The 25,563-nt window shown below is 57.3% G+C and carries 24 protein-coding genes and 3 pseudogenes; 11 read left to right on the forward strand and 16 right to left on the reverse strand.

The features are described 5' to 3' along the window. Positions 1-74: 74 nt before the first annotated feature. Positions 75-524 carry a GNAT family N-acetyltransferase gene (locus tag VI25_RS12015; protein WP_045687348.1) on the reverse strand — a complete coding sequence of 150 codons (450 nt, stop codon included), beginning with the start codon at positions 522-524 and terminating at the stop codon, positions 75-77. Positions 525-960: 436 nt separating this feature from the next. Here VI25_RS12015 and VI25_RS12020 point away from each other — a divergent pair. From VI25_RS12020 to VI25_RS12035, 4 genes and pseudogenes are all read left to right on the forward strand, one after another. Continuing rightward, a pseudogene (locus VI25_RS12020) lies at positions 961-1,880 on the forward strand (aldo/keto reductase). Between the two features lie 117 nt (positions 1,881-1,997). Beyond that, on the forward strand, positions 1,998-2,492 hold the full coding sequence (locus VI25_RS12025) for a DUF4136 domain-containing protein (protein WP_045687350.1): 495 nt from the start codon (positions 1,998-2,000) through the stop codon (positions 2,490-2,492). A 112-nt stretch (positions 2,493-2,604) separates the two neighbouring features. Continuing rightward, a complete protein-coding gene (locus VI25_RS12030) occupies positions 2,605-2,868 on the forward strand; it encodes a hypothetical protein (RefSeq protein WP_045687351.1) in 264 nt (87 codons plus the stop codon). A gap of 306 nt (positions 2,869-3,174) precedes the next feature. Then, positions 3,175-4,299 (forward strand): glycoside hydrolase family 43 protein, encoded by a 1,125-nt coding sequence (locus tag VI25_RS12035; protein ID WP_045687352.1) that lies wholly within the window; start codon positions 3,175-3,177, stop codon positions 4,297-4,299. A gap of 143 nt (positions 4,300-4,442) precedes the next feature. On the opposite strand, the gene VI25_RS12040 is transcribed toward VI25_RS12035, so the two are convergent. The 6 genes from VI25_RS12040 to VI25_RS12065 all read right to left on the reverse strand — a co-directional run bounded on the left by VI25_RS12040 (position 4,443) and on the right by VI25_RS12065 (position 9,978). Further along, entirely contained in the window at positions 4,443-5,642 is a 1,200-nt protein-coding gene (locus VI25_RS12040; protein ID WP_045687353.1) for a Gfo/Idh/MocA family protein, read from the reverse strand. A gap of 96 nt (positions 5,643-5,738) precedes the next feature. Then, on the reverse strand, positions 5,739-5,975 hold the full coding sequence (locus VI25_RS12045) for a hypothetical protein (protein ID WP_152981593.1): 237 nt from the start codon (positions 5,973-5,975) through the stop codon (positions 5,739-5,741). A gap of 340 nt (positions 5,976-6,315) precedes the next feature. Beyond that, positions 6,316-7,137, reverse strand: a complete 822-nt coding sequence (locus tag VI25_RS12050; protein WP_045687355.1) for an aldo/keto reductase — start codon at positions 7,135-7,137, stop codon at positions 6,316-6,318. 74 nt (positions 7,138-7,211) lie between these two features. Continuing rightward, on the reverse strand, positions 7,212-8,150 hold the full coding sequence (locus VI25_RS12055) for a PQQ-dependent sugar dehydrogenase (RefSeq protein WP_072144809.1): 939 nt from the start codon (positions 8,148-8,150) through the stop codon (positions 7,212-7,214). After that, positions 8,039-8,935, reverse strand: a complete 897-nt coding sequence (locus VI25_RS12060; protein ID WP_072144810.1) for a PQQ-dependent sugar dehydrogenase — start codon at positions 8,933-8,935, stop codon at positions 8,039-8,041. Before VI25_RS12060 ends, VI25_RS12055 begins: the two co-directional genes overlap by 112 nt. Positions 8,936-9,099: 164 nt before the next feature. After that, positions 9,100-9,978 (reverse strand): pirin family protein, encoded by an 879-nt coding sequence (locus VI25_RS12065; RefSeq protein ID WP_045687358.1) that lies wholly within the window; start codon positions 9,976-9,978, stop codon positions 9,100-9,102. 260 nt (positions 9,979-10,238) lie between these two features. Between VI25_RS12065 and VI25_RS12070 the strand changes: the two genes are divergently transcribed. Then, entirely contained in the window at positions 10,239-10,478 is a 240-nt protein-coding gene (locus VI25_RS12070) for a glycine zipper domain-containing protein (protein ID WP_045687359.1), read from the forward strand. A 128-nt stretch (positions 10,479-10,606) separates the two neighbouring features. Here the strand turns inward: VI25_RS12070 and VI25_RS12075 are convergent. After that, positions 10,607-11,256, reverse strand: a pseudogene (locus VI25_RS12075) (HAD family hydrolase). A 228-nt stretch (positions 11,257-11,484) separates the two neighbouring features. Here VI25_RS12075 and lpdA point away from each other — a divergent pair. Beyond that, positions 11,485-12,891: a dihydrolipoyl dehydrogenase gene (gene lpdA, locus VI25_RS12080; protein WP_045687360.1), complete on the forward strand. Its 1,407-nt coding sequence runs from the start codon at positions 11,485-11,487 to the stop codon at positions 12,889-12,891. A 336-nt stretch (positions 12,892-13,227) separates the two neighbouring features. Here lpdA and VI25_RS24705 read toward each other — a convergent pair whose 3' ends face one another. Both VI25_RS24705 and VI25_RS12095 read right to left on the reverse strand, forming a co-directional pair. After that, positions 13,228-13,959 (reverse strand): hypothetical protein, encoded by a 732-nt coding sequence (locus tag VI25_RS24705; protein ID WP_152981594.1) that lies wholly within the window; start codon positions 13,957-13,959, stop codon positions 13,228-13,230. A 432-nt stretch (positions 13,960-14,391) separates the two neighbouring features. Then, positions 14,392-15,173, reverse strand: a pseudogene (locus tag VI25_RS12095) (suppressor of fused domain protein). Positions 15,174-15,614: 441 nt separating this feature from the next. On the opposite strand from VI25_RS12095, the gene VI25_RS12100 reads away from it, so the two are divergent. The 4 genes from VI25_RS12100 (at position 15,615) to VI25_RS12115 (ending at position 18,354) form a co-directional block, all read left to right on the forward strand. Beyond that, on the forward strand, positions 15,615-16,031 hold the full coding sequence (locus tag VI25_RS12100; RefSeq protein WP_045689506.1) for a hypothetical protein: 417 nt from the start codon (positions 15,615-15,617) through the stop codon (positions 16,029-16,031). Between the two features lie 83 nt (positions 16,032-16,114). Beyond that, on the forward strand, positions 16,115-16,393 hold the full coding sequence (locus VI25_RS12105) for a hypothetical protein (RefSeq protein ID WP_045689507.1): 279 nt from the start codon (positions 16,115-16,117) through the stop codon (positions 16,391-16,393). Positions 16,394-16,485: 92 nt separating this feature from the next. Next, entirely contained in the window at positions 16,486-16,941 is a 456-nt protein-coding gene (locus VI25_RS12110; RefSeq protein ID WP_045689508.1) for a hypothetical protein, read from the forward strand. 204 nt (positions 16,942-17,145) lie between these two features. Further along, positions 17,146-18,354, forward strand: coding sequence for a putative sensor domain DACNV-containing protein (locus VI25_RS12115; protein ID WP_236705028.1), 1,209 nt, complete (start codon positions 17,146-17,148; stop codon positions 18,352-18,354). Between the two features lie 15 nt (positions 18,355-18,369). Here VI25_RS12115 and VI25_RS12120 read toward each other — a convergent pair whose 3' ends face one another. The 5 genes from VI25_RS12120 to VI25_RS12140 all read right to left on the reverse strand — a co-directional run bounded on the left by VI25_RS12120 (position 18,370) and on the right by VI25_RS12140 (position 23,028). Then, positions 18,370-18,828 (reverse strand): cold-shock protein, encoded by a 459-nt coding sequence (locus VI25_RS12120; RefSeq protein WP_045689509.1) that lies wholly within the window; start codon positions 18,826-18,828, stop codon positions 18,370-18,372. 423 nt (positions 18,829-19,251) lie between these two features. After that, a complete protein-coding gene (locus VI25_RS12125; RefSeq protein WP_045689510.1) occupies positions 19,252-19,827 on the reverse strand; it encodes a pseudouridine synthase in 576 nt (191 codons plus the stop codon). A gap of 68 nt (positions 19,828-19,895) precedes the next feature. Next, entirely contained in the window at positions 19,896-20,744 is an 849-nt protein-coding gene (locus tag VI25_RS12130; protein WP_045689511.1) for a hypothetical protein, read from the reverse strand. Positions 20,745-20,880: 136 nt separating this feature from the next. After that, the gene (locus VI25_RS12135; RefSeq protein WP_045689512.1) at positions 20,881-22,218 is read right to left on the reverse strand and encodes a serine hydrolase domain-containing protein; all 1,338 of its coding nucleotides are present in this window, start codon (positions 22,216-22,218) and stop codon (positions 20,881-20,883) included. 105 nt (positions 22,219-22,323) lie between these two features. Then, the gene (locus tag VI25_RS12140; RefSeq protein WP_045689513.1) at positions 22,324-23,028 is read right to left on the reverse strand and encodes a LytR/AlgR family response regulator transcription factor; all 705 of its coding nucleotides are present in this window, start codon (positions 23,026-23,028) and stop codon (positions 22,324-22,326) included. Positions 23,029-23,369: 341 nt separating this feature from the next. On the opposite strand from VI25_RS12140, the gene VI25_RS12145 reads away from it, so the two are divergent. Further along, complete coding sequence (locus VI25_RS12145; protein WP_045689514.1) at positions 23,370-24,704, forward strand: erythromycin esterase family protein; 1,335 nt, start codon at positions 23,370-23,372, stop codon at positions 24,702-24,704. Positions 24,705-24,894: 190 nt separating this feature from the next. Here the strand turns inward: VI25_RS12145 and VI25_RS12150 are convergent, their stop codons facing one another. Continuing rightward, on the reverse strand, positions 24,895-25,557 hold the full coding sequence (locus tag VI25_RS12150) for a head GIN domain-containing protein (RefSeq protein WP_045689515.1): 663 nt from the start codon (positions 25,555-25,557) through the stop codon (positions 24,895-24,897). Between the last annotated feature and the right edge of the window lie 6 nt (positions 25,558-25,563).

Below are 25,563 nucleotides of genomic sequence, written 5' to 3' on the forward strand. Positions count from 1 at the left end.
AGTTAGGCGGATTAAAAGAGCAACCCGAAAATCAACACCTCCGCTTGGCGACACCGTTTTGCGCCGCCGGTCGCTTACGCCCGAATCATGTGGATGTGGGGAATGCCATCTTCCAAGTAGCCCTCTCCCTGCTGCTGAAAGCCGAAGCTCTCGTAGAATTCCTTGAGGTATAGCTGCGCCCCAATCTGGATGGGTTGAGCACCAAACAGCGCTTCTATCGCCCCAATCGACTCGTGCAGCAGCTCCCGGCCCAGCCCATAGCGGCGGTATTTGGGGCTTACTACTACCCGCCCAATGCTGGCCTCGGGGTAGCTAATGCCCGCCCCAAACAACCGGGTGTACGCCGCCAGCTCACCGGTTTCACTGTGCCCCAGTAAATGATACGCCGCCTGGTCTTGGCCGTCGATATCCTGAAAAGCGCAGGTTTGCTCGACCACAAATACCTCGGAGCGTAGCTGCAGCAGGGCGTATAGTTCCGATAGGGTGAGAGCGTCGAAGGGTTTAGTGGTCCAAGTGAGGGTCATGAGGGGGGAGCGAGAAGGCAAAACGTGTTGGGGGAGCGGGAGCAAGATTCTTCTGGCCGGTTCTGGGCTGAGGCAGAGCAGAAATTTGAGGCGAGCTAGGTGCGTGCCGCGTGTACATGCAGCGCAAAGGTATGGCAGGGGGCGGAAACGGGCGTATAGTCACTGAGTATAGATAGGGGTTAGTTGTACGGTTGGGCTTGGGTGGCAAACGCGAAAAGCGTTGGGGGAAACAAGCGCGAGTATAGCTCCACCGGCATAGATAAAATTATGATACTAACGCAGCTGGCTTAGAGCAAAGGCAAGGGAAAGGCGTATAACAACCGACGTGCAACTAGCCGCTGTGTGCAGCTGGCTTTCCTCAACTAAACCAACCCATATGGACTATATCCGCTTGGGGGCCACTGGCCTCAGAGTTTCTCGTATTTGCCTGGGCACCATGACCTATGGCACGCCCACTGAACGCTGGCCCTGGGCCTTGGACGAAGAGCAAAGCCGGCCCTTCATTCAAAAAGCGCTGGAACTGGGTATCAACTTCTTTGACACGGCCGACGTGTATTCCAACGGAGCCAGTGAAGAAGTAGTGGGCCGCGCCCTGCGCGACTTTGCCAAGCGCGACGAGGTAGTGCTGGCAACCAAGGTGTACAACCCCATGGGGCCGGGCCCCAACCAACGGGGGCTGTCGCGCAAGCACATTATGAGCGCCATTGACGCCAGCCTCCAGCGCCTCGGCACCGACTATGTGGACCTCTATCAGATTCACCGTTGGGACTACGACACGCCCATTGAGGAAACCTTGGAAGCCCTGCACGACGTGGTAAAGGCCGGCAAGGCCCGCTACATTGGTGCGTCGTCGATGTTTGCGTGGCAGTTTGCCCAGTCTCTGTACCTGGCCGATAAGCACAACTGGACGCGCTTCGTGAGCATGCAGCCCCACTACAACCTCGTGTACCGGGAGGAAGAGCGCGAAATGCTACCCCTCTGCCAAGACCAAAACATTGGTGTTATTCCTTGGTCGCCGCTGGCGCGGGGGCTGCTCACGGGTGGGCGCGGCAAGGAGCGCAACGAAACCGAGCGGGCCAAAACCGACGCTTCGGGAAAAGCCTCTACGGCCGCGACGACGACTTTGTCGTGGCTGACCGCGTAACTGAAATTGCCCAGGAGCGGGGCCTGCCCAACGCCCAAATAGCCCTAGCCTGGATGCTCTCGAAGTCGGTCATCACGGCGCCTATTGTGGGGGCCAGCAAGCCCGGCCACCTCGAAGACGCCGTGGCAGCCGTTTCAGTGAAGCTATCCGATGAGGAGATTAAGCGTCTGGAGGAGCCCTACCAGCCCCACCCAGTGCTGGGCTTCTCCTAAATCTGGGCCACTTGTGTTTGGCTGGGCGGGTACGCACTCGCCCGGCCCCTGTTCATCTTTCCCTTCCTGTGCTATGAAAATTGTTCTGCTATCTGCGTTGCTCCTCGCCGGAGCCGCCTGCTCGCCCGTGCGGTAGAATCGACTACCCAGGCGCCCGGCGTCAACTTCTCCGCGTACAAAACCTACAACTTTATGGACGTGACAGCTCGCAACGAAGCTGCTTTTGCGGGCGGCGCTGTAGGTATTGAGGAGTTGAAGCAGGCCGTGGGGCGGGAGATGGAACGCCGGGGCTACCAGCGCGCCGAGTCGCCGGACCTGTGGGTAAACATTGGGGTAGTGACGGAGCAGAAGGTGCAAACCCGGGAAAGCACGATTTGGGAGGCCCCACGCTACATTGGTCAGCGCCGCTACCACTGGGAAGCGCAGCAAGTGCCGGCCGGTACCTACCGCGAAGGCACAGCCACCGTGGATGTGGTAGACGCGGCGCGCAATGAGCAAGTATGGCAGGGAATAGCAGCCAGCGCGCTCAGCAAAAACCCAGAAAAGCTGGCCGCCCGCATTGATGAAGGCATTGCTACCATGTTTAAGAAGTACCCCGTGCCGCCGCGGTAAAGCAAAATAGTAACGGTTCAGTCACAAAAAACGACGAGTTACCGTACTAAGCAAGAACCCGGCGGCGCATCTAGCCTCGCCGCAGTACTCCTGCATTCAACGTACTCTTATCATGTCGAAGAAGTCCAATACCACCGCCCTCGTAGGGGCCGCACTAGCTGCTGTTGCGGCTGGTGCCTATGTTAGCTACACGCAAGGCAGCTGGCCTTTCAACGCAAAAAAGGCTACTCCCTCACCAGCCGGTAGCTCCCAGCCTGCGGGTGCTGCTGCCGATGTTGACGTAGCTCTGACCAACGAAGTAGCTAGCTACACGGAGCACAACCCTAACAACGCCGCTGACTTTACCGACGACGGCGCTACAGGCAATGCCGACTAAACGCCCACGGTGCACGCGCACCTGGTAAAACGGCCCCGACGAACAACGTCGGGGCCGTTTTGCGTTCGGGGTAGATGGAAAAATGGAAGTTGCTACCGCAAACGATTGGATAGTTTTTCTTCGGCAAAAGGGCCATTTCGCGTGTATTAGCTGGCAAAGGAGGGGTCTATATTTGGCAGCAGCCAGCAGGCTAGCTCCCGCGCCAATCCCGCAACTACCTCCGTGAGTAGCGGCCGCTAGCTGGCCAAGCAATGCGCCGCCGTTGGTTTGCGTGCTCTATTTTTCACCTTCTAAAACTCCCACAAAGTGCCTGTTTCCTTGCTACCTCGTCTCCACCCGTCTGCGCTGGTGTTGCTGCTGCCACTTGCTCTTGGCAGTGCCTGCCAAAGCAACACCGCCAGCGAAAATACTGCCGCTACTCCCGAAGCTGCTGCTCCTACCGCCACGGCTGACACAACCGGCAAGAAATACCTTAGTAAGCCCCTACTCAAGGATATCTATACCGCCGACCCCTCGGCCCACATGTTCAACGGGAAGATCTACATTTATCCTTCCCACGACATTGAAACGGGGATGCCGGAAAATGACAATGGCGACCATTTTGCCATGCGCGACTACCACATCCTGTCCATGGATAGCGTAGGCGGAGCTGTAACCGACCACGGCGTGGCCCTCGACATTAAGGATATTCCTTGGGCTGGTCGGCAGCTGTGGGCGCCCGATGCGGCCTTCAAGAACGGCACATACTACCTCTATTTCCCGGTGAAGGACAAGCAGGACGTCTTTCGCATTGGGGTAGCCACCAGCACCTCGCCTACGGGCCCCTTTAAGGCCCAGCCCAAGCCCATTGAGGGCAGCCTTAGCATCGACCCAGCCGTGTTTACGGACGCCGATGGTAGCACCTACATGTACATGGGTGGCATTTGGGGCGGGCAATTGCAGCGCTGGCGCACAGGCTCCTACAATGCCAATGACAAAAGCCAGGAGCCAGCACCCACCGAACAGGCCTTGGGGCCACGCGTAGCAAAGCTAAACGGTAACATGCTCAGCTTTGCCGAGCCAGTGAGGGAAGTGAAGATTCTGGATAAAGAGGGTAAGCCCCTGCTGTCTAGCGACACGAAGCGGCGCTTCTTTGAAGGCGGCTGGCTGCACAAGTACAACGGCAAATACTACTTCAGCTACTCCACCGGCGATACGCACTTGCTGGTGTATGCCACTGGCACCTCGCCCTACGGCCCCTTCACCTACCAGGGCGTCATCATGAACCCCGTACAAGGATGGACTACCCACCATTCCATCGTTGAGAAGAACGGCAAGTGGTACATCTTCTACCATGATACTGAACTATCCAACAAAACCTGGCTGCGCAACGTGAAGGTGACCGAGCTAAAGCGTACTCCCGACGGCGGCTTCGAAACTATTAACCCGTAAGCAATAGCCTGCGCCTAGAAAGCAGCCCGAAACACCACGGGTCCCACACCTGAATATTGGTGTGGGGCCCGTGGTGTTTCGGGCGGTAGCGCTCTTACTAGCGGGCTGGGTTTCTAACCCGTAATGATTTTCATTGCCCAATCTTAGCGGCTGTTGGTTTTGTCTAGCACGGCTACTACGTCTTTGGTTGAAACCTTCTGGCCAGTGGCAGCTGCTCGGTAGATGGCTTGTAGAATTTGCACGTCGCGTAAGCCCATTTCGCCGGGTACGCGGGTGGGCTTGTTGTTGAGAATGCAGTCGGCGAAGTCGTCCATCTGGCGGGCCTGCTGAGGCACGTTCTGAATGTTCATGGGTCCCTGACTGGTTCGGCCTTCAATGCCGCCGTAGCCAAAGGCTGGTTGCAATTCCAGAAAGCCTTTGTCGGTTTCGGCCCGCAGGCGGCTGTTCAGATTCTCGGCGTAGCTAGTGCGGCAGTCGGCTACCGAGCCATCGGCAAACTGCATCTGCCAGTTTATGCCCGCTTCCACTTCCTTGAACAGCCCCTTCGGGTCAGGGTTGGGCGCCAGCTTGGCCGTTACGGATGTGGGCAGCTGGCCCTTGGTGTACACCACACCTTGCACGCAGTAAATGCCCATGTCCATGAGCGGGCCGCCGCCGGCCAGCTCCTTATCCACGCGCCAGGGGGTGTCATTGTTGAAGCGGAAGCCATTGTCAGCTACTAGGCGCTTAATGGGGCCCAGCGTTTGTTTTTGACCCAGGCGCATCATTTCCTGGTGGTGGGGCTCGAAATGCAGGCGGTAGCCAATGCTGAACTTCTTGCCCGCTTTCTGCATGGCGGCAATCATGCGCTGGCATTCCGCCGCCGTAGGAGCCATAGGCTTTTCGCAAATTACGTGCTTGCCCGCCCGGGCGGCCCGCTCCACGTACTCGGCATGCATGCCCACCGGCAGCACAATGTAGATAATGTCGATGTCGGGGTTGTCGACGATGCGGTCAAAGGTTTTGTAGTCGTACACGTTCTTGGCTGGCACCTGGTACCGCTGTTGCCACTGGGCGGCCTTGGAAGGAGTACCCGTGACGATGCCCGCCAACTTGCAGAGCTTGGTTTGCTGCAAGGCTGGCGCCAACTGACCCGTGCTGTACTTGCCCAGTCCTACCAGCGCTACGCCCAGCCGGCGCCCGGTTTGCAGGGCTTCCAAGCTAGCCGGCCCGTAGCTGATTTCCTCCAGCCACGACAAAGGGCCGCCAACGGCTGAGGTGCCTACCAGTGTGGCGCCCAGGCCCAAGGAAAGCATGCGCATAAACTCCCGGCGGGAGGCGGGATGAGCGTCAAAGGATTGCATAACACGAGCAATTGGTGAATACTCTTGATACCGCTTTCATAACCTGGGGGTTGCGAAAGCGACCAGAGCAAAATTGTGGCCTCACTCCTCAAGCTACTACTGCCAGAAAGACTGAAGGCAAAAGCCTGCGACCAGAGAAGCACTTGTGGTGAAGTAGGCGGAGTCCGCTAGCCCGAAGTAGGCCGTAGCCAAGCCAGTAGAGCCGTAGAAGCGGCGGAGTAATACCGGTGCTTGGGGAGAAGTTTCCGCGGCCTTCTCGGCGTTGGTAGTTCGCTCTTGCCATATTAGCCACGCTGCCGTACCAATACTGGTAGCCGCGGTTGAGCGTACCATATCTTCTCCCTGGCCAATATCGGTGGGTACCGCCAAAGCGTGCCCATCCTGACTATTGATTTGTGAGCCAGTTACCGCATAGCGTCGGCGTTGCGAGCGGCTAGTACCACGTTGACGACCATCGTAATAATAGTCGGTTGGTGAAGCGGTGTAAGCTTGAGGTGCATGCTGTGCATGGCGGCAGGAAAAAGAGGGCGGAAAAGATGAGTGGGCCCGGCCTCTTTCCCGAAGTCCTACCAGAAAGGATGTTCCTGCAAAGCAAAAAGCTAGTTACTATATACGTGCGAAAACCTACCCACAGCTTACCCCTGCATCGGGCCTGTTTTCGCCCTCGTTTGACTTACAAAGTGCGTACGTAAGCGGCCATTTTTTCGCGGGTAGCGACATCCGGCAACGGGCCCGCGGCGGCGCCTAGGTTATCGGCTAGGTGGGTTGGGCTGCTCGTGCCGGGTATCACGCACGTGACGGCAGGGTGCGAGAGAATAAACTTGAGCAGGAACTGCGGCCAGCTGCTTATACCCAGTTCCGTGGCCCAGGGAGGTAAGGCCCGGCCCTGCACGTGGGCAAGCAGGCCACCCTCCGTGAAAGGACGGTTGATGAGCGTAGCTACGCCCAGGTCGGCAGCGGCGGGTAGGAGGCGTTGCTCGGCGTGGCGGTCGAGGATGGAGTAATTGAACTGCACGAAATCCAGCTTTTCCTGGCGCAGCACCCGCTCCAGTTCACCGTGCATGGAATCGGTGTAGTGGGTGATGCCGAGGTAGCGCACTTTTCCGGCCGCCTGCCACGCCCGTAGCGTCGGCAGGTGAGTTTGCCAGTCCACCAGATTGTGAATTTGCAGCAGGTCGATGCTAGAGCGGCACAGCTTGCGCAGGGAGTCTTGCATTTGCCGAACGCCCGCTTCCCGCCCTTGGGTCCAGACTTTGGTAGCGTAGAAAAAGGCATCGCGCGTGGGTAGGGCCGCCGTCAGCTCGCCTACTACCTCCTCAGCCCGCCCATACATCGGCGACGAATCAATAACGCTGCCCCCGGCCACTTGTAGGGTTTCCAGCGTTTGGCGCAGTGGTGGGTATGCCCCGGCGCCGCGCACATCAAAGGTTTGCCAAGTGCCAAGGCCAATGGCGGGCAGGGCCTCTTGGCTGGCTGGAATAAGACGTGTGAGCATACACCAGGTAAGGGGAAAACGAAGCGTGACTACTAATCAATCAACAACCAACCCGCCGACGAAGCCCGCTGATTTTACTGCTGACGCAGGGCTACCAACAGGGCAGGTGCGCTGCGCTGGGCGCGGGTCTTTTCTTCCGCCGTCATTTCTGGCTTTAGAAACAAGTCGAAAACGGGCTGCTGGGCGGCTGGCAGCCCGGCCCGCTTCACGCGCCGGTCTTTCGGCTTGAGCGATTTTACCAGGGACATCGTGGTCTGGAAGGCTTTTTCCGGGGTCATGGTGCTGCTACCTTGAGTTGGGGTAGTAGCGGTACCGCCGCTCACATAGGTAAACTCAAGCAGGCAGCCTTGGCAAGCCGTGCCTTTGGGGGCTTCTTCGGAGGGCCCGGAGGTAATGGAGGCGCTGTCGGTGGCGAGGTAGAGCTTGGTGCCATCGGGCGAAAAGGCTAGGTCGCGGTAGCGCACGGGGCCTTTAAAGTACATCAGCGTATCGGAGGCCACGCCCGAGCCGTTGGCCGTCAGCTTCAACCGAATCAGCTTGCCCTTCTTCAGCGTCGGAATCAGCAGGGAGTTTTGCCAGCCGGGAATGGCCGTGGCCGTGTACACCGCCAAGCTGCTAGGTGCCTCCGAGTTCCAGGTGGGGTCGTCGGGGGTGTGGGACCGAATGCGGGTGAGCACGGTAGTCAGAAACGCATTGCTGAGCGGATACAGCGAGGCAATAGGGTCGCGGTAGTTAGCCCCCAGCAGGGTCGCATTAGCTTTCTCGCTGCTAATGGTGGGGTAGGTGGTGTGCCAGCGCCCCGGGAGGCTGGCCTGGTCGGAAGCGGCGGCGGCCAAGCCGTTGTAGTTGCCATCAGTCAGGCCAATTACTAGCGGGTGGCCGTAGTTTTTGCCGCGCTCAATCAGGTTGATTTCATCGTCGGAAAAGGGGCCGTGCTCGGAGGCATATAGCGCCCGGTTCCGCCCACTACGGCGTACGCCAAGCCCTGGGCGTTGCGGTGGCCCAGGCTCCAAACGGCGTTCTGCACGCCCGCATTAAATGGGTTGTCGTTGGGAATCCACTGGTCGGTCGGCTTCTCGTCGGTATCCGGCTCCAGGCTAAAGCGCAGCACCTTGCCTTCGTAGAAGCGGGCATTTTGGGCATGGTTGGGGCGGCCCCCGTTTTCAAACTGTCCCGCCCCCAGGTCCCCGACGGAATAGAACAGGTAGTCGCGGCCCGCTACGGGGGCAATCAATAGGCGGCCAGCGTTGTGGTCGTTGCTACCCGGAATGGTGTCGCAAAGGATTACGGGGCGCGTAAGCTGCTGCTGGGCGGCATTGTACTCGTAGCGCACCAAGCGAGTGGTGAAGTAGTTGCCCCCGTGGTTGGGCCGGCTACCCTTGTCGGGCTGCTTGGCGCCCTCAAATTGGTAGATGTAAGCCAAGTATACGTAGGGCTTGCCCGTAAGCAGTTGGGGGTGAAGGGCCAGGCCCATTAGCCCGCCCTGGGGCCAGGGCTTGCCCCCATCCAGCGAGTCGGGCACCTTATCGTAGCGCGGAAACTCACGGTTTTTGCTCAGGTCCAGTACCACCTGCCGGGCGCCCGTGGACGGATTGATGCGGCTGACGCGGTAGCCCCGGGCCTCCGTCACCCACAGAAAATTATCGGGGCCGTAGGCTACCTCCCACGGGTCGCTAAGCTTCTCGGTGATGACGCGCCGCGTAAACTGCTCGCCCTGGGGGCCAGTTACCGTCTGAGCTGCCCCCCGCACTACCATGGCCCCCCACAGGACCCATATCAAGCTAAACCGTAACCGCATCCAAGTAAAATTTCAAGGTAAAACCTCTTGTTATAGGCGGTTTACCTTACTTCCAGACGAGAACTTAGGTTATGCTTGACCTTGCGGATTTCTGATGAAAGGGGGCAAGCGGCGTAAGCCGCAGTAGTAGGTTTAGGTTACAGAGGCTGTTGCCAGCTGCGGGTTTATTCATCCTCGGGAAACGTGCCCATGCCACCGCTTTCAAAGTCGGCAATGGCCTGTACTAGCTCCCGGTTGGTGTTCATCACGAAGGGGCCGTAGGTGGCTAGGGGTTCTTCAATGGGCTCCCCGGCCAGCACGACCAGCACGGTGTCTTCGGTGGCGGTGAGGTGCAGCTCGGGAGCGTCCCAGCCAAATACTACCAGCTGTTTGGTGGCCGCCGAGCGGTTTCCGTGTAGTGTAATGCTGCCTTTCACCACATAGATGCCCACGTTGTAGTCGGCGGGTAGGTGCAGGGTGGTGGCGGTGCCGGCGGGCAGGTGCACGTCGAGCAGGTTGATGGGAGAGAAGGTAGCCGCTGGGCCTGCTACCCCCTCGTAGCTACCCGACACTACCCGAATGCGGCCCCGGCCATCGGCCGTGAGTACCTCCGGAATGGCTTCGGCGCGAATGTTCTGGTAGCGGGGCGGGGCCAGTTTGTCGCGGGCGGGCACGTTTACCCACAGCTGCAACAGTTCCAGAGTGCCGCCCCGGCGGGCAAATTCTCGCTCGTGGCGTTCCTCGTGGAGCAGGCCCGCGCCGGCCGTCATCCACTGCACGTCGCCGGGTCCCAGGGCACCGGTATGGCCGGCCGTGTCGCGGTGGGCCAGGTAGCCCTCGTACACGACCGTCACGGTTTCGAAGCCGCGGTGGGGGTGGGGCGGAGTACCCAGCGGCGCCTCGGTGGGCGCTACTGGCATGGGGCCCGTGTGGTCGATGAGCAGGAAGGGGCTAAGCTGGCGGATGCGCGGCCCTGGCATGGGGCTGGTCACGTCAAAGCCGTCGCCAACAAACTTCTTATTGCCATCAATAACCTGGAATATTCTTCTGCCGGTGGTTGCCATCGTTGGGAGGGGAGTAGAAGTGGAATACGGCAGTAATAAGCGGATTACTGGCAAATGGTTGCGCATCCTACTGCATGCACCAGAAAATGTGCTGGCCTTACCCGCCTGGCCGTGCGTAAGCCTTACAGGTAGCAGAGGAAAGAGCCGGGCTCAGCGGAGTAGAATTTTGTTTTTTCCAACTCACCAGTGCTACTACCCGTTGAACGAGGGTATCCCTTTCCTGCAGAAGGGTGTTTGCTTACGTTAAAAACAGTCAGACAATGAGAACTTTACGTTTTGCTTTCGTGGCTGCGGCCTGCTTCTTCTTCACCGATTGTAGCACTAGCAAAGGCACCGGAGCCGCCATTGGCGGAGCGGGTGGCGCCGTACTTGGTGGCGCCGTGGGCGGTACCGGCGGCGCCATTTTAGGTGGCACGGCTGGGGCCGTGGGCGGGGCCGTAATTGGCAACCAGCGCGACAAGAAAAAAGCGGAGCGCGAGGAGCGCCGCCGCAACCAATAGAACACTCTTAGGAGCACATGCTTCAACGCACCACCCGGTTTGCTCAGCGCGCGTGCATTGAGCAGACCAGGGTGGTGTGTTGTGTGGGGTAAGCAGGCGGCAGCACCAATAGGCAGCCTAATCTCCTGCTACAGCAGATTCTGCATGAACGAGTCAGTGAAATCGGGGGCGAAGTGCAGCACGTTGGGTAAGTGGGCAAACTCAGCGGGCGTGTGAGTAGTGGTAAGAATTACCGTGTTCATGCCGGCGTTTTGGGCGGCTTCGGCACCCTTGGTACGTCCTCAAACACCAGGCAGTCGGTAGGGGCCACGCCCAGCTTTTCAGCTGCTTTCAGAAAGGTTTCGGGGTGAGGCTTGCTGAGCTTCACATCGTCGGCACTGACGATGGCCGAGAAGTAGCGCCGAATATCGAGCCCGTCCAGCACGAAGTCGATATTGAAGGGAATGGCCGCCGAGCCAATGGCCAAGGCGATACCGCGCTGGTGGGCCTGCACCAGAAAATCTAGCAGCCCCGGCAGCAACTGCAGGTGGGGCCGAAACTCATCCTGGTAGCGCTGCTCCTTGCGCAAGGAAAGCTCGTCCATCTCCTGGGTGGTAAAGCGGTCGGGGCCAAACATGCGCACTAGTACCTCCTGGTTTTTGCCGTACATCTGCGGCTTCACTTCCTCCCAGCTAAAATTGCCGCCTAGCTCGTTGTTGAACACGTGCTGCCAGGCGCTGGTGTGGTAGTCCATGTCGTGAATCATGGTGCCGTTGAGGTCGAAAAGAAAGGCTTTCATGCGGAAGGGGTCAGGGTTGACAAAGGCGTCAGGTGCCGTTGTGGCGGCTGCAAATTGGGCTTTTTCGGGCTTACTCGAAGAAAATAACCACTCGCTTGCCCAATGGTTATTGGTAGCAACGGCCCCGCCAGGACCCGCGCCGCCACTGGCCTACACAATTTCCCGACCTCACAACTTCCCCTTGCGTACCTTCGCGCCCGTTGATTTCAACGAATTCATCCGCTGACTATGAACCAATACGACGTTACCGTCATCGGCTCCGGCCCGGGCGGTTATGTAGCGGCCATCCGCTGCTCCCAGCTCGGCCTCAAAACGGCCCTCATCGAGAAGTACGACACCCTGGGCGGCACCTGCCTCAACGTGGGCTGCATTCCCAGCAAGGCCCTGCTCGATTCTACGGAGCATTACCACAATGCCCACACCACCTTCAAGGAGCACGGCATTGAGCTGAGCGACTTGCAGATCAACATGAACCAGCTCATCGACCGTAAAAACGGGGTGGTGAAGGCCAATACCGACGGCATTCAGTTCCTGATGAAGAAGAACAAAATCGACGTCTTGCATGGCGTGGGTTCGTTCGTGGATAAGAATCACATCAGCATCGCGCCCACGGCGGGCGGCGAGGCCCAGCAGATTGAAACCAAAAACGTCATCATTGCTACCGGCTCCAAGCCCACGGTGTTGCCCTTCATTGCCCAAGACAAGGAGCGCATCATCACCAGCACTGAGGCCCTGAACATCCGGGAGGTGCCTAAGCACATGATTGTGATTGGCGGCGGCGTTATCGGGCTGGAAATGGCTTCCGTGTACGCCCGCCTCGGCGCAAAAGTGTCCGTAATTGAGTTCCTAGACTCCCTCATTCCAACCATGGACCGCGCCCTCGGCAAGGAGTTGAAGCGTATCCTGGGTAAAATCGGCATTGAGTTCTTCCTGAGCCACAAAGTAACCGGCGCTACCCGCGAGGGCGACGCCGTGACCGTAACCGCTACCAACCCGAAAGGTGAGGAAGTGAAGTTTGAAGGTGACTACTGCCTGGTAGCCGTGGGCCGCGTGCCCTACACCGCGGGCCTGAACCTGGAAGCGGCCGGCGTAGAAATGGAGGAGCGCGGCCGCATCAAGGTAGATGAGCACCTGCAAACCAACGTGCCCGGCATCTACGCCATCGGCGACGTGATTCGCGGGGCTATGCTGGCCCACAAGGCCGAGGAAGAAGGCGTATTTGTGGCCGAAACCATTGTAGGCCAGAAGCCGCACGTAAACTACCTGCTCATCCCCGGCGTGGTATACACCTGGCCAGAAGTGGCCGGTGTGGGCTACACCGAAGAGCAGTTGAAGGAGCAGGGTAAGGCCTACAAAACCGGCTCGTTCCCCTTCCGTGCCTCGGGCCGCGCCCGCGCCTCCATGGACCTCGACGGCTTCGTGAAAGTGCTGGCCGACAAGGAAACCGACGAAATTCTGGGGGTGCACATGATCGGCCCCCGCATCGCCGACCTCATTGCCGAAGCCGTAACGGCCATGGAGTTCCGCGCCTCCGCCGAGGACGTAGCCCGCATGAGCCACGCCCACCCCACCTACGCCGAAGCCATGAAGGAAGCCTGCCTAGCCGCCACCGAGAACCGCGCGATTCATATGTAATTCTAGTGCCGAAAGGTAAAAGAGGCTGCAGCTCCGGAAGTTGCAGCCTCTTTTTATTTTATACTCATACCGTTCTATGAGGTTTTGCTTATCTTCTCCCTTTTCAAGCTTCTGGTAATGGCAGCTTGCAGTTGTTTAATTAGTAAATCTAAATTCTCTAAAGTGCAGATAAAAAACTGTGAATAATATTTCAATAAAGTATAATGAGATGTTTGCTCTAAATCTTCTACTTCCCTTATAGGCGAGTTGTGAGTCTCTATTCCTTTCAGTCTGAATGATCTTTGTTTCCTCTCAAATAATTCTATATTGTAGCTGTTTTTAATTTTGTTAAATTTTTTAAAAATTAGTTTGTGATGGTTGGCAAAATCGGGTCCGATGCCGCCGCCAAAAATGATATATGGAATTTTTGGCGGCAATATCTTCAATGCTATTAGTGTCTTTGATAGTTTCAATAGCAAGATTTTTGTCGAATATATATAGGTCTGCATTAGTGATTAATATTGGTGCAATGAAGAACGGAGTGGCCTCCTCTATATGATTATATACCTGAAATTCTATATTATCTTTTAAAACGTAAGGTAGACCATATTTCAGTTGTGAAATACCATGTCTTAAATCTTTATCAAATACTTCGCCAGTAGTAATTCCTATTTCTGTTCCTTTTGAGGAGTATTCAAATTGGCTTTCGAATTCATAAATGGGACTCATGTTGAGTCTTTTCATTGAGAATGAATCAATGCACTTAACTGTGTTTCCTAATGTGAAATCAGAATAATCAGGACTATTTACATCAGGTAGGAAAGCCCATATCTTACCTTCTTCTCGAAATTTGCATTCGCTTAATATAGTTAAGGTTGCATTTATTTTATTTGGGTCTGAAAAGGGCTCAAACGCAGTGGCATGTATATCAATAGAAAATTCCTTCTGAGCTTCTCCTTCCTGCCTTGAATAACTAAAATCAAAAGAGGTAGTAAAATTGTATCTAGATAAAATCTTCGATACTTCATATTCTAAAGGTAGGCTAGATGAGAGTAGCCTCGCCTTCCATTTTTTGGATGAGTCATTCATGGTTGTGTGTTGTTGTAACTATAAGTTTATGAGAAGTTATTAATTCATCTTAAGTCTTTTGCACCAGCTTAAAACCGTCCTTTGTTACTTGGTATTGCTGACCCTGGATGGTGATGGTTTCGCCTTCCAGCAGCTTGCTTAGGTTTTCAATGTCGCCCTCAATAGTGTGGAGGGTGAAGCCGTGCTTACGGGCCAGGGCGAGGTACTTGGGGTTGCTATAGTCTCGGACACTGCAGAGGATAATGCGGAACGTGGGTCGTGGTGTTTTTGAGGAGCTTGGTGTCGCGGGGAAGGTGTAGTTGTCGGCAATTAGGATGAGGTCGGGCGCGTCGCCGCCCCCGCCAGCTTCATGGTTTCGATGAGCTTGTTCTTAATGGCCTCGTAGCTGTCGGTGCGGACGTGGTAGAGGCGCCCGCCCTTCTACCTTGCTGCTTACCACAAGCCTAGGAAGCCCTTCTTCTTCGCCACGTTGGGGCGAGTGATATCCAGCACGTCGGAAATGCCCTGCTCATCAAACTTCTCTAGCAGGGCCTCCACACCTTTGTTCATCTTCAGGTGCATTTCCTCCTTGTAAATGGCGTAGAGGGAGTAGAAGTAAATGGTTTTCTCCTCGCTTATTTTCAGCTCGTGAAACTCACCGGGCAGGCTCAGAGACGGTAGCAGGAGCATGCAGCCCAGCTTGGTGTTGGAGGCGAAGGCTCAGCGTTTTCGCCATTGGGGATGGTGTGGCCGGAGCCCAGCCAGGTGCGATACTCGTGCGGAAACCGGGCAATAAATTTCATCCAGCTAATGGGCCAGTAGGCGTCCTCATTCTCGAAGGTGCTACCAAGTTGTCCAATGTCCGGCATAGGCCAAGTGCTGGGTAGTAGCACGCACAGCTCGGCATAGCGGACATCCTCTGCGCCTTCCGGTACCATCATGGCCAAGTCGCTCATGCCCGACGTAACCAGGGTGTAGAAGGGGAAGTCCTTGTTGGGCGCTACAATGTGTACATCTATGTGTACCTTATCAGAAACGATTTCGTGAAATACTGAGCTGATTGGGCCCACGTGCTGCTCAATGTGGGCGGAAATAGCCGCAATGGCTTCCTCGTCGCCGGCGGCCAAGCTGAATGGTTCTGGCTCTACGTCTTCGTAGCGGTAAATAGGCGCTCCGCTGCCCGTTGTTTCAAATTCTGGGTCTTGCTCCGACATAAGTATTGAAATAGAATACATGAAGCCTCAAGCTAGCATTTTCTTCTGCTGCCATTCTGCTGATGTTAGTTTTAGCGTCGTGTTTTAGTAAGTATCTACGGTAGGGTGCCTAGTGCTTTCACGCCGTTTCGTGCTACTACCCGCGTTTCAAGACTTTGCTTTCCGGGGGCTGGCTGCTAGCGCCTCTGCCGGCTATGCTTCGCCCCAAGCCAGGGGGTAGGAACAGCAGGAGCCGCCCTGCTTATCCTGATCTGTGGTTCATAGCCAAGTAGTGTAGCTGGGCTGAAGGGTAGGTGGGGTGTCTGCCTCTCCGTAAGCTGTACAGTAGGCTGAACATCATGGATTTATGGAAACCTTGAGGGCGGGCGTTGCGAATACCTAGTCCGCGGGCTACGGTGGCAGCACTTCTGTTGGCCGGTTTGGCCCGCTGTTTCCCGCCCTACTACCTGCTTCTGCACTCCTATGGCCAAGCACAAAAAGAAAAAGCACAAGAAGAAAGGCAAGGATGCCGTGTCGGAAGATGTTCTGGATGCCGCAGTCCTGTCCATCAAGAAATTTCGGAAGGTGACCAACGAAATTGCTAAGCTGAGCACTGGGCAAAAGCTAGTGGGCGGCCTGACGTTGTTGGCGGCCGGCCTCATTTACCTGGATCAGCGCCGAGATGACGATGAATCGTCCCGCTCCGCCCCTGCGTTTGACTTGGCCCGCTTGCTAGAAGCCAAGAATACGTCGGCTACCGAAGCGGAGGAGCCCGAGGCGGCGCCCGCACCGGAAGACGCGCCCCGGAAAAGCCACGGCCACAAGCATCATCCAAAAACCGCCAAGGCCCGGAGCACCGCCAGCAAAAAAGCTGCACCAAGTACCGATGAGCTTACGTAATACTTCTGCTGCCTAGTAGACTATGCCTCGGCAGTAACCTGCCCAACTTCCCACTCCCTCATTCTCACCTTTTAAGATGCGTCATGAAAAAGAATAAAATCAAGGACAAGAAAAAGAAGACTGGTAAGAACACCCTGCTGGGTGGCGCTTCCAAGTCGCTGAAAAAAATAGGTAAGGGTACTGGCTTAGCCAAGCTTACTACTGCCCAGAAAGTGCTGGGTGGTGCCGCGCTAGTGGCCGTGGGCCTTGGCTACCTGGGACAGCGCCGGAAAAGCACTATCGCAACGCCTCCCAAGGCCACTACCGATGCTACCGCCGCCGAAGAAAGCTTGGCTTCCATGGAAGGCGCTGGTACTCTCTAGTCTGTTTAGCTAGTCCACAACGTATTTGCAGTGCCTGATGACCTAAAGGCCCGGAGCAGCATGCTAGCTCGGGGCCTTTTTCTCTTACTGTGATGAAGCATCTGACCAAGGGTATTCTGACGACCGTAGGGCTGCTCTGGCCGATGGTGACCTACGCGGGGGAACGGGAAGACAAGTATACCCTGCTCCAAATAGGTGGCATTGGGGGGATGATAGCCGGCGTGGGCCTGTACGTGCTGCTCATGCTGCTAACGGCCGTTTTTGTGCGCACGAAAAAGCTGGCCGTGGCTGCCGGCGTGTTCTGCTGGGTACTGCTGGCCTACACCCAATTTCTTTCGGTGCGCACGCTGCGGCTGGCAGCGGGCCTGTTGCAAACCACAAGCGCGGTGCCGACGCTGGCTCCCCTGCCCGGCTACCTGCTGGCAGCACTAGTAAGCATTGCCCTGTTTGCCCTGGCCGTGCTGGTCGTTGCCCGCCGCATCTGGAAGGAGCGCCACCGGCCCCGGCGCCCGCCCGGTTTCGGCGAGGCCTCCTCCGAGTACCGGTAAGCCTGCAGTACAAACTTCTGGCTGCGGCATTGCACTTACCCACTGTAGCCGGTGGGGCTGGCACGGCTTGGTAGGTACGGCACCAGCCGGCAAACAATCGGGGGTGGCCTGCTGTTGAGCCAACTACTCATCTGAGTTGTGTGATGGCTACCTGACCTCGCCTCGCAATAGCTTCACAGCTCAAAAGCTACGTACTTGCTAGCTATGCTTTCCGAACCTACCTATCTGGCGGCGCGCGTGGTAGCGCCCATGATTGCCAAACACTTTGCCCGGCACCGCGCCGACGCCCGCCCCGAAGATGTAGAGCAGCTAGCCCCAATACCACCGGCCGGGTTGGTAGAAGTCATGATTGACGCGGCCTTCTGGGCCAGTTTGCGCCGGGAGGAAGGGCACCCGCCCCGGATTTCTTTGGCCCTGCTCGAGCCTGCCCAAACTACCTTGCCCGTGGTGTTTGGGCAGCGCCGCCGCCTCATGCCCTACAATTTGCTGAAGCTGGCTCCGGCCGTGGAGCAGCCCGGTATTCACTTGGGCGTGTGGTACGACGAAGACGGCCTGTATGTGTGGGGCACTGCCACCAGCATTCCGCCTTTGTGCTTTGTGCTGGAAGTAGTAGAGCCGGGCCTGCTGGTAGTTAAGCACCGCCGCGCCGATGGGTTTGGCAAGTTTGTGAACGTAGCCATCCTGCGCGGCGACCAGCTGCAACTAGTAGACGAAGACAATGTGGCCGTGGCCGACTGCCCGGCTTTGCAAGGTTTCCTGCCTGATCAGGGCCTACCCACTACCCGCGGCGAAATCGACAATGTGATGGTAGAGCTGGCCGCCGTCATGCGAGCCCACGGTCGGGGAGGGTTGGTGCTGATTGTGCCCAACCAGTCTACGGCCTGGCAAGAGTCCATTGTGCAGCCCATTACCTACCCCGTAGTGCCTGCCTACGGCGGCATTGCCGAAGACCGGGGCGCCGACCAAACCCGCTGGAAGTGGCAGGAGGAAGTACGCCGCGCTATCGGAATTGTGGGGGGCTTCACGGCCGTTGATGGCGCTACCATTATCACCCAGGACTACCACCTGCTGGCCTTTGGTGCCAAGGTGGCCCGGGCCGAAACCAGCGTGCCCGTGGATAAAATGGTGCTCACGGAGCCCGTCATTGATAGCCAGGCCCGTTTCCTGCACCCGGCGCAAAACGGAGGAACCCGCCACCTGGCCGCCGCCCAGTTCGTGCACGACCAGCGCGACTCCGTGGCGCTGGTTGCCTCCCAGGATGGTTCTTCACCGTATTTGCCTGGTCAGAAACCTTGCAGATGGTGCACGGCCACCGCATTGATGTGCTGCTGCTGTAACCTAGCTCCCCATCAGTACCTACCAAAAAGCCACGCGGCGGCCCCAAGAGTTGAGGCCGCCGCGTGGCGTATGTAGGCAAAAGTAGAAACCTTACTTATCCAGCTTCACCCCGAAGGCGCTGGGGCCCTTCTGGCCCATTTCTACTTCAAAGATTACTTTGTTGTTTTCCTTGATCTGGTCTATCAACCCGTTGGCGTGCACAAAAATGCTTTCTTGGGTTTGAGAGTCCTTGATAAAGCCGTAGCCCTTCGACTCATTGAAGAAGGAAACGATACCCTTGCGGATGGGGTCAACCTGCTCCATATCTTCCTGGCGCATAGCCCCGATACGGATGTCTTCCACCTTGATTTCCTTTTTCTTCTTGGTCGGATCGGGAGGGGTCGACGTGATGTTGCCATTTTCGTCAACGTAGGCGAGCATGTCTTCCAGACCTTGGCCTTTCTTGGCGTTAGCCTGCCGCTCCTCTTTCTTCTCCTCCTTGTCTTGGCGCTTCTTTAGTCTCTTCTTTTCATTTTCCTTTTTTCCAAAGGTCGCTTGCGATTTGGCCATTCTATTTTCGTGAGTGATATGTTTATTCCGCAGAGCGGAGTGTGAATACGTGTGCGTGTCGCTAAGTAAAAACAGGTAGTAGAAAAGTATAGTTCAGGCTAGGATACAAGACCGCCAGCCAGAACTGTAGGGCCAGGGTAAGCAGATATCGGATAGTGGGGCAGTAGATTATATATAACTGTTTTGGCCTGCCCAGGTACAAATATCGGGAATACTTTATTAGTTCATCTGAATTTCCTAATTGCAGACCCTTGGCACCCGGCCAAAGCATGCCAATAGCTTCTCTTGCGAGCTACAGGCCGCCGATGCTGTAAATAGATTTACAGGGGCGCGGCAAAGACACAATGGGGTTACGCCGCGGTTGGTGCCCAGAAAATACAAAACCGCAGTATGTTCCTGACACTAGGCTAGAATTGCGGCCGGCTACCCCAACTCGTTTAGCTCGCGTACCTCGCCGGGCTGCAAGTCAGCCAGCTCAATGTTGCCCACACGCACGCGTACCAGGCGCAACGTGGGAAAGCCAGCGGCGGCCGTCATTTTGCGTACCTGCCGGAACTTACCTTCCGTGACGATAATAGACACCCAACTGGTAGGCCCGTGACGGTCGGAGCGAATACTGCGGCCCCGGGGCGGTAGGGTAGGAGGCTCGTCCAGGCGGCGTACCTGCGAAGGCAGGGTTTGGTAGCGTACGTCGCGCAAGCCTATTTCCACTCCTTGCTGCAATTGGGTCAGGGCGTCGTCGGTGATGAGGCCATCTACCTGGGCGTAGTACTCCTTCTCCACGTGCTTGCTGCGAATTTGCTCGCTTACGCGCCCATCCGTTGTGAGCAGGAGCAGGCCTTCACTGTGCTCATCGAGGCGGCCAATGGCCATTGTGCCCGCCGGGAAGGGGTGTAGCTCGCCCAAAAAACGTTTCTTGCGCTGCTCCCGCTCAAACTCGCTGGTGAATTGGCTGAGGTAGCCGTAGGGTTTGTACAGCAAAAAATGACGGTGCGGCATGAGCGAAAGCCACGGCCGGAAACAAGAAAAGGCAGCCGTGGGCCAGCAAAGCTACGCTCTTTCACGCGCTAAGTAGTTTTGTAGAGGTACCAGCCGTTGCCCAGAGGCTTCATAACAATAATGCGGTTGGGGCTCATGGGGGGCACTTTGGCCGCTACGGGCTGGTAGAGCAGGCCCACAGTATTATCAGTGACGCCGCCAATCAGGAACTCCAGGCAGTTGGCGCAGCCCAAGTTGCGGCGGGTAACGCGGCTAATGTAGAGGGGACGCAGTGCGGCCAGCACGTCGGCATCGGCATTGGCGGCCTGCTCGGTACGCACTAGGGCCGTATCGGGGAGAGTAGGGGTAAAGTAGCGGCTTTGCACTAAGTCCGCGGCCCGCTGAAACTCGGGCTGGTGACGGGCGAAGTGCTCGGCAATGTTGGCGTCGGACCCAATCCAGAGCTGAATGTTGCCAAGCATGAAGTCACGGCTGGCGTCGGGGTGCTTCTGGTTGTACTGGGCTGCTTCGGCGGGAGGCATTTCGGCCAGGAGCTTGAGCATGGGCGGGCCAAGCTGCGTCATGCCCAAGCTGCGAATGGCGGCTAGCTTCCAGGGTATGGTCGCGCTGGCAGAGTCGCGGCGGAAATGCAGATAGAAGTCGTTGCGACTCACGGAGTCGCGCAGTTCCACGGCTACCACGGCCGTGTGCTCCCGCTGCTCCAGTAGCTCGCAATGCCGTTGCAGGGTAGTAGGAATCTGCTGCCCCAGGCTCTGGCGCCGAGCTTGGCCCGCCGCCTCTCCGCTCAAGTAGCTTTTCATCTCGGGCCAGCCCGTGGGAGCCACAAATTGCTTGGCAATCTGCAAAGGCTCCAGCGGAGGCTCGGCCAGCAACACCAGCGGCAACAGCCACCCCCAAACAAACAGCAAGTACTTCATCAAAAAGTCCAAACAAGCTAGAGTGCCCACTTAGGCACATCACTTGAACCTCCAAGATACGCAGAAAGCTCCTGGCAGCGGTACAATTTCCGCTGCCAGAGAGAAGACCATGCAAATGGGGAAGCGACTTCGCCAGCTACTCTAGCGTGAAGAGAAAAGAGCCTCCACCTTGCTTGAGCAACATTTCGTGGCGGCTGGGCGCAAACTCCAGCCGAATGCCCGCCGCATCATAGGAAAACACATCCTTGGTAACCGGGGTGAGGGGCAGAACGGGCTGGCCCGTAGCCTGAGCCTGGAGCGTAGCCCCCACTGCCGATACCGTGATTTTCAGCGGAATACTAGTGCTGGCGTAGGTGCCCACATAGGGAACCAGGTCGGTAGCGGCTAGGGTAGGAGCTTTGGCATCGAAGTCGGGTAAGCGGTAGGGTTGCTGGAAGTAGATGGAAAGAACGCCCAGCATGACGTCGTTGAGGGGGTAAGACTGCCCATTGGAGATGTACGCTACTGCCAGCTTTTCCTCGGGGAAGTAACCCAGGGAGGTGCCAAAGCCATCAATGCTACCGCCGTGCCCATAGGCGCGCTTCGCCCCAAATTGCATGCGCATCAATCCCATGCCAAAGCCGTTGTCGGTGATGGTTTGCATGCGGGCCAGACTTTTCTCGGAAACCAGCTTGCCCGCAAACAGCGCCTCAGCAAACCGGTTCAGGTCGGTGGTGGTTGAAACGATGGCTCCCGCCCCGCCCGGAATGCTCATGTCGGTTTCGGGCATAGCCTGCCAGCTGCTGGCTAGGCGGTAGGAATAGCTTTCGTGGCGCTTAGGATCGGTTTTGCCGCCGTAGTACGTGTCCTTGAGGCCGATTTTGTTGGTTATGCGTTTTTGCAAAGCTTGGGCGTACGGCTGCTTTGTAATTTTCTCCACCACGTAGCCCAGTACTACATATCCCGCATTGCTGTACGAAAACTTAGCGCCCGGCTCAAAGTCGGGCTTGCCTTGCCCAATCATGGCCAGCATTTCGGCCTGGGTTTTCGGCTGGGTGAAGTAGGTGCTATAGGTGGCGTCGTTGGTGAAGCTGTGCAGGCCGCTGTGGTGGCTGAGCAACTGCCCAATGGTGATGCGCTGGGCATTGGGAAGCTGGGGGAAGTACGTAGCCAGGGGGGTGTCCAGGGTTAGCTTTCCTTCGTCGATGAGCTGAAAAATGAGGGTCGCCGTGAATACCTTGGTCACGGAGCCAATACGGTAGTGGGTGCTGGGTGTAGCGGGTGTTTTCGTGGTGCCGTTGAGGCTCTCGTACCCAATGGCTCTGCTGTACACCACGGCCCCGTTCTGCGAGATGGTGAGGCTGCCCATGGCCTTGTCGTGGCTGGCGAGGGTAGTCAGGAGGCTATCGAGCTTGGCTTTGTTGAATGATTGGGCGTGGCTCAGAAGGCTCAGGCCGCTGAGGGCTAGCAGGGATACATAGTGTTTGATAAGCATAAGTCAAGGAAGAAGGAATGAGGTGCTGAGTTACTGAGAATATGGCACAACTACGCCATAGCAGTTGGCTTTTTGTGTGAGTGCTAGGCGCTTATCCTGAACGGATTACTTTTTGAAGAAAGCCAGCAGATCGGCCTTGTAGGAGTTGCCAATGGGGATGAGGGTATTGTCCTGCAACAGCACTTGGTCGGGCTGGAGAAGCTTGATATGAGCGGCCGCCACAATGAAGGAACGGTGTGCCCGCAGGTAGCTAGGCCCCAGAATTTCTACCATTTCCTTCATGGTTTGGTGAAGGAGGTAGGTTTTGGTGGCCGTCATCAGCTTCACATAGTCCTTACAGCCTTCCACATAGATGATGTCGCGGTGGGGGACTTTCAGCAAGCCCTGGCGCTCCTTCACCAGCAGGTATTTCTCGGCCGTATCGTCGGTGGGGGGTAGGGGCTGCAAGGCAGGAAGGCGAGATACGGCCTTTAGGAACCGCTCGTAGGAAAAAGGCTTCAGCAGGTAGTCGAGCACGTCTAGCTCGTAGCCCTCATAGGCGTATTCCCGGTAGGCCGTGGTGAGCACCGTTTTGGGCGGGTAGCGCAGGTTGCGCAAAAAGTCCAGCCCCGTCATCAAGGGCATCTCAATATCCAGAAACAATAGGTCCACGGGTTGCTGCGCCAGGTGCTCGTAGGCCTCCATGGCATTGCGGCATTTCCCCGTGAGGGTGAGGCCCGGCGTTTGGCCTATGAACTGGGTGAGCACTTGGTGGGCCAAGGGCTCATCGTCCACAATCAGGCACCGAACAGGGGCGGGGGTAGTCGTCATTGGGAAAGGGAGGTGGTAGGAAGTGGAAGAGGTCTAGTAGTAGCCAGCATGGGAGCCGGATAAGTGTGTGCGGGAGCAGGCAAGGCAACGGCGCCGGTTGGGTGGGCGGCGCTGCCTGGAGCAAGTTGGCAGATTTGCGCGGGTGATGCTGCGCCCCGGCGGTGCTATTTCGACTAAGCCGGGTGTTTTTTCGACTAAAAAAAGGGGTTGCTGCATTGGTCGGAACTAAGCCCGGCTTGGTCTAATAAAGCTTCCTTTCGGCCTCCAGGGCCTATTCCTTTGTGTCGTTGCTAGTCGCTGAACGACTGGCCTTTCCCCGGCTCCAACTACCCTCCGTACCCATGAAAACTACCTTCCGCTCCCTGCTCGCTACGGCCCTGCTTGCTACCGCTTCCCTGGTAGCCACGGCCCAGCCTAGTGCCCCCGCCGCTACTACCCCCGATACGGCCCGCCTCGTTCTGCCAGCCAGCCTAATCAACCCCATCAACACCCAGAGCTTCGAGTCTTTCCGGGCAGCGGTGCTACCCTTGGTGAAGCAGATGGCCGACAAGCAAGTGGTAGCCATGGGCGAAGGCACGCACGGCACGGCCGAGTTCTACCGGCTGCGGTTCTGGCTGACGCGGATTCTGATGGAGGAGTACGGCTTCAAGCAGGTAGCCCTGGAAAACGATTATACCGACACCTACCAGCTCAACGAAGGCCTGCGCAAGCCAAAAGCCGCCGTGGCTCCCCTCATGAAGGCCCACCTGTACAGCATCTGGCAAAACCAGGAAACAGCTGAGCTGCTTACCTGGCTGCAAGGCTACAACCGCCAGCACCGTCGTCAGTTGCAGGTGCGGGGGATTGATGCGGCCTACGTGCTGCCCGAGGCCCACGAGCTGAGCGCCTTGGCCGCCCGCTACCCCCAGAGCGGCCTGCAGGACCTCACCAGCCAGCTTACGAAAGCCGCGCAATTGCAAGACTCGGTGTGGGCAGGCCTCAACACCAAGGGCTATAAGTTTCCGCGGCAGCGCTGGCTGTCCAGCGGCCTGGAAGGCTACTATGTGGCCGACAAAATCCAGAAAGCCCTGCCTGCTGCTCGTCTGCCCCGTAAGCAGCGGGAAAAAGCCCAGGCCTTTGCGCTGGATGCCAAAATGGGCTTCGACGTGTTCTACCAGTTTACCGTCTTGAAGCGCGACGTTTCTCGCGACAGCCTGATGGCCGAAATGACTCGCTCCCTGGTGCCTGGCCAAAACGATAAAGTAATTGTGTGGGCCCACGATGCGCACGTGTCTCGCAAGATTGCCATGGCCGATGATCCTAACAACGGGGGCGGTACGGGAGCCTTTATTGAGCGCATGCTGCCTGGTAAGTACTTCGTGCTGGGTACGAGCACAGCCACCGGCACTTTTGCCGCTACCACCGACCGCCACATTACCCGCACCAGCCCCATGGCTAGCTACTCCTTGGAAGCTCCACTGGCCGGCTCCTGGGAGCAAACGCTAGGCGCTGTGGCGGCCCCCGTCTTCTACCTGCAAACCCAAGCCCTAGGCGCCCAAAACCTCAAGCGCCCCCACCGTTTCGTGGGGTACGCCCCTTCCAGTGGCAAAAATGACTATGCCAACTTCAAGCTCTCGGAAGCCTACGATGCCCTGCTCTTTGTGCGCCAAACCACAGCCGCTACTCCCTTGCGCTAGCCCAAGCTTCTATCCAAGGTGGTGTATTAAGGTAACGTATCGTAAGTGCATGATTGAATAAAAGGGGCGGCCATTCTCAGAATGGCCGCCCCTTTTGCTAGGTGCATACTCCGGCCGGAAAGCCTTTGCGCAACTAGCCTGCTCATCTGGCTGCTAGCCGGGTCAGCTTAAGCGGGCTAAGGCGAGGCGGTTACTTCGAGGTGCGGCCCGCGTTGTGAATGTCGCTGGCGCCGGAAGCGTGGGAGGATAGCTCCCCATCTACAAACACGTAGGCGTCGCTGGAGCCGGAGGCTTGCACGTTGGCTTTGTGGCTTTTCAGGTTGGTAGCTTGGTAGTCGCTGCTGCCGCTGATTTGAACTTGCTGGCGCTCCACACGGCCCGCCAACCGAATGTCGCTGGCCCCGGAAGCTTGCACGTTTAGGGTGGTAGCGTTGAGCTGCAAGTTGATGTCGCAAGCTCCGCTGGCTTTGATGGTGAAGGCCTCGGCCGCGAAAGTAGATTTGCTTACTACGTCGCAGGCGCCGCTGGCTTCTATGCTAGTAAGGCGGGGGCAGGTCACGTACACCACCGCTTTTTTGTTGTTGAAGACGTTGCGCGGCGCATTGGGGTCCCGGAAAATCATGAGTGCCCCATTCTGCACCTCCGTCTTGATATACTGCTCCGCGCCGCCCTCGGCCTGCACTTTTACTTCGGTGGTGGCGCCCTGGGTTAGCTGCACATCACACGCCCCACTAGTTTTGATGCGCTCAAAAGAGCCCACCGGGCGCAGCTGCTGGGCCGATACGGTGAGCACGGACGTAGCGCCGCACAGGGCTGCTACTGCGAACGTCTTGCGGAGGAGAGAAGCATTCATCGGGAA

Origin of the sequence: Hymenobacter sp. AT01-02 (assembly GCF_000961955.2) — a bacterium.
Classification (GTDB): Bacteria; Bacteroidota; Bacteroidia; order Cytophagales; family Hymenobacteraceae; genus Hymenobacter; species Hymenobacter mucosus.

Bases quoted from the DNA above. Each gene is read 5' to 3' on its own strand.
- VI25_RS12015 (WP_045687348.1), bottom strand. From the start codon at position 524: ATGACCCTCACTTGGACCACTAAACCCTTCGACGCTCTCACCCTATCG.
- VI25_RS12030 (WP_045687351.1), top strand. From the start codon at position 2,605: ATGTCGAAGAAGTCCAATACCACCGCCCTCGTAGGGGCCGCACTAGCT.
- VI25_RS12040 (WP_045687353.1), bottom strand. From the start codon at position 5,642: ATGCAATCCTTTGACGCTCATCCCGCCTCCCGCCGGGAGTTTATGCGC.
- VI25_RS12045 (WP_152981593.1), bottom strand. From the start codon at position 5,975: ATGGTACGCTCAACCGCGGCTACCAGTATTGGTACGGCAGCGTGGCTA.
- VI25_RS12050 (WP_045687355.1), bottom strand. From the start codon at position 7,137: ATGCTCACACGTCTTATTCCAGCCAGCCAAGAGGCCCTGCCCGCCATT.
- VI25_RS12060 (WP_072144810.1), bottom strand. From the start codon at position 8,935: ATGCGGTTACGGTTTAGCTTGATATGGGTCCTGTGGGGGGCCATGGTA.
- VI25_RS12065 (WP_045687358.1), bottom strand. From the start codon at position 9,978: ATGGCAACCACCGGCAGAAGAATATTCCAGGTTATTGATGGCAATAAG.
- VI25_RS12070 (WP_045687359.1), top strand. From the start codon at position 10,239: ATGAGAACTTTACGTTTTGCTTTCGTGGCTGCGGCCTGCTTCTTCTTC.
- lpdA (WP_045687360.1), top strand. From the start codon at position 11,485: ATGAACCAATACGACGTTACCGTCATCGGCTCCGGCCCGGGCGGTTAT.
- VI25_RS24705 (WP_152981594.1), bottom strand. From the start codon at position 13,959: ATGAATGACTCATCCAAAAAATGGAAGGCGAGGCTACTCTCATCTAGC.
- VI25_RS12100 (WP_045689506.1), top strand. From the start codon at position 15,615: ATGGCCAAGCACAAAAAGAAAAAGCACAAGAAGAAAGGCAAGGATGCC.
- VI25_RS12105 (WP_045689507.1), top strand. From the start codon at position 16,115: ATGAAAAAGAATAAAATCAAGGACAAGAAAAAGAAGACTGGTAAGAAC.
- VI25_RS12110 (WP_045689508.1), top strand. From the start codon at position 16,486: ATGAAGCATCTGACCAAGGGTATTCTGACGACCGTAGGGCTGCTCTGG.
- VI25_RS12115 (WP_236705028.1), top strand. From the start codon at position 17,146: ATGCTTTCCGAACCTACCTATCTGGCGGCGCGCGTGGTAGCGCCCATG.
- VI25_RS12120 (WP_045689509.1), bottom strand. From the start codon at position 18,828: ATGGCCAAATCGCAAGCGACCTTTGGAAAAAAGGAAAATGAAAAGAAG.
- VI25_RS12125 (WP_045689510.1), bottom strand. From the start codon at position 19,827: ATGCCGCACCGTCATTTTTTGCTGTACAAACCCTACGGCTACCTCAGC.
- VI25_RS12130 (WP_045689511.1), bottom strand. From the start codon at position 20,744: ATGAAGTACTTGCTGTTTGTTTGGGGGTGGCTGTTGCCGCTGGTGTTG.
- VI25_RS12135 (WP_045689512.1), bottom strand. From the start codon at position 22,218: ATGCTTATCAAACACTATGTATCCCTGCTAGCCCTCAGCGGCCTGAGC.
- VI25_RS12140 (WP_045689513.1), bottom strand. From the start codon at position 23,028: ATGACGACTACCCCCGCCCCTGTTCGGTGCCTGATTGTGGACGATGAG.
- VI25_RS12145 (WP_045689514.1), top strand. From the start codon at position 23,370: ATGAAAACTACCTTCCGCTCCCTGCTCGCTACGGCCCTGCTTGCTACC.
- VI25_RS12150 (WP_045689515.1), bottom strand. From the start codon at position 25,557: ATGAATGCTTCTCTCCTCCGCAAGACGTTCGCAGTAGCAGCCCTGTGC.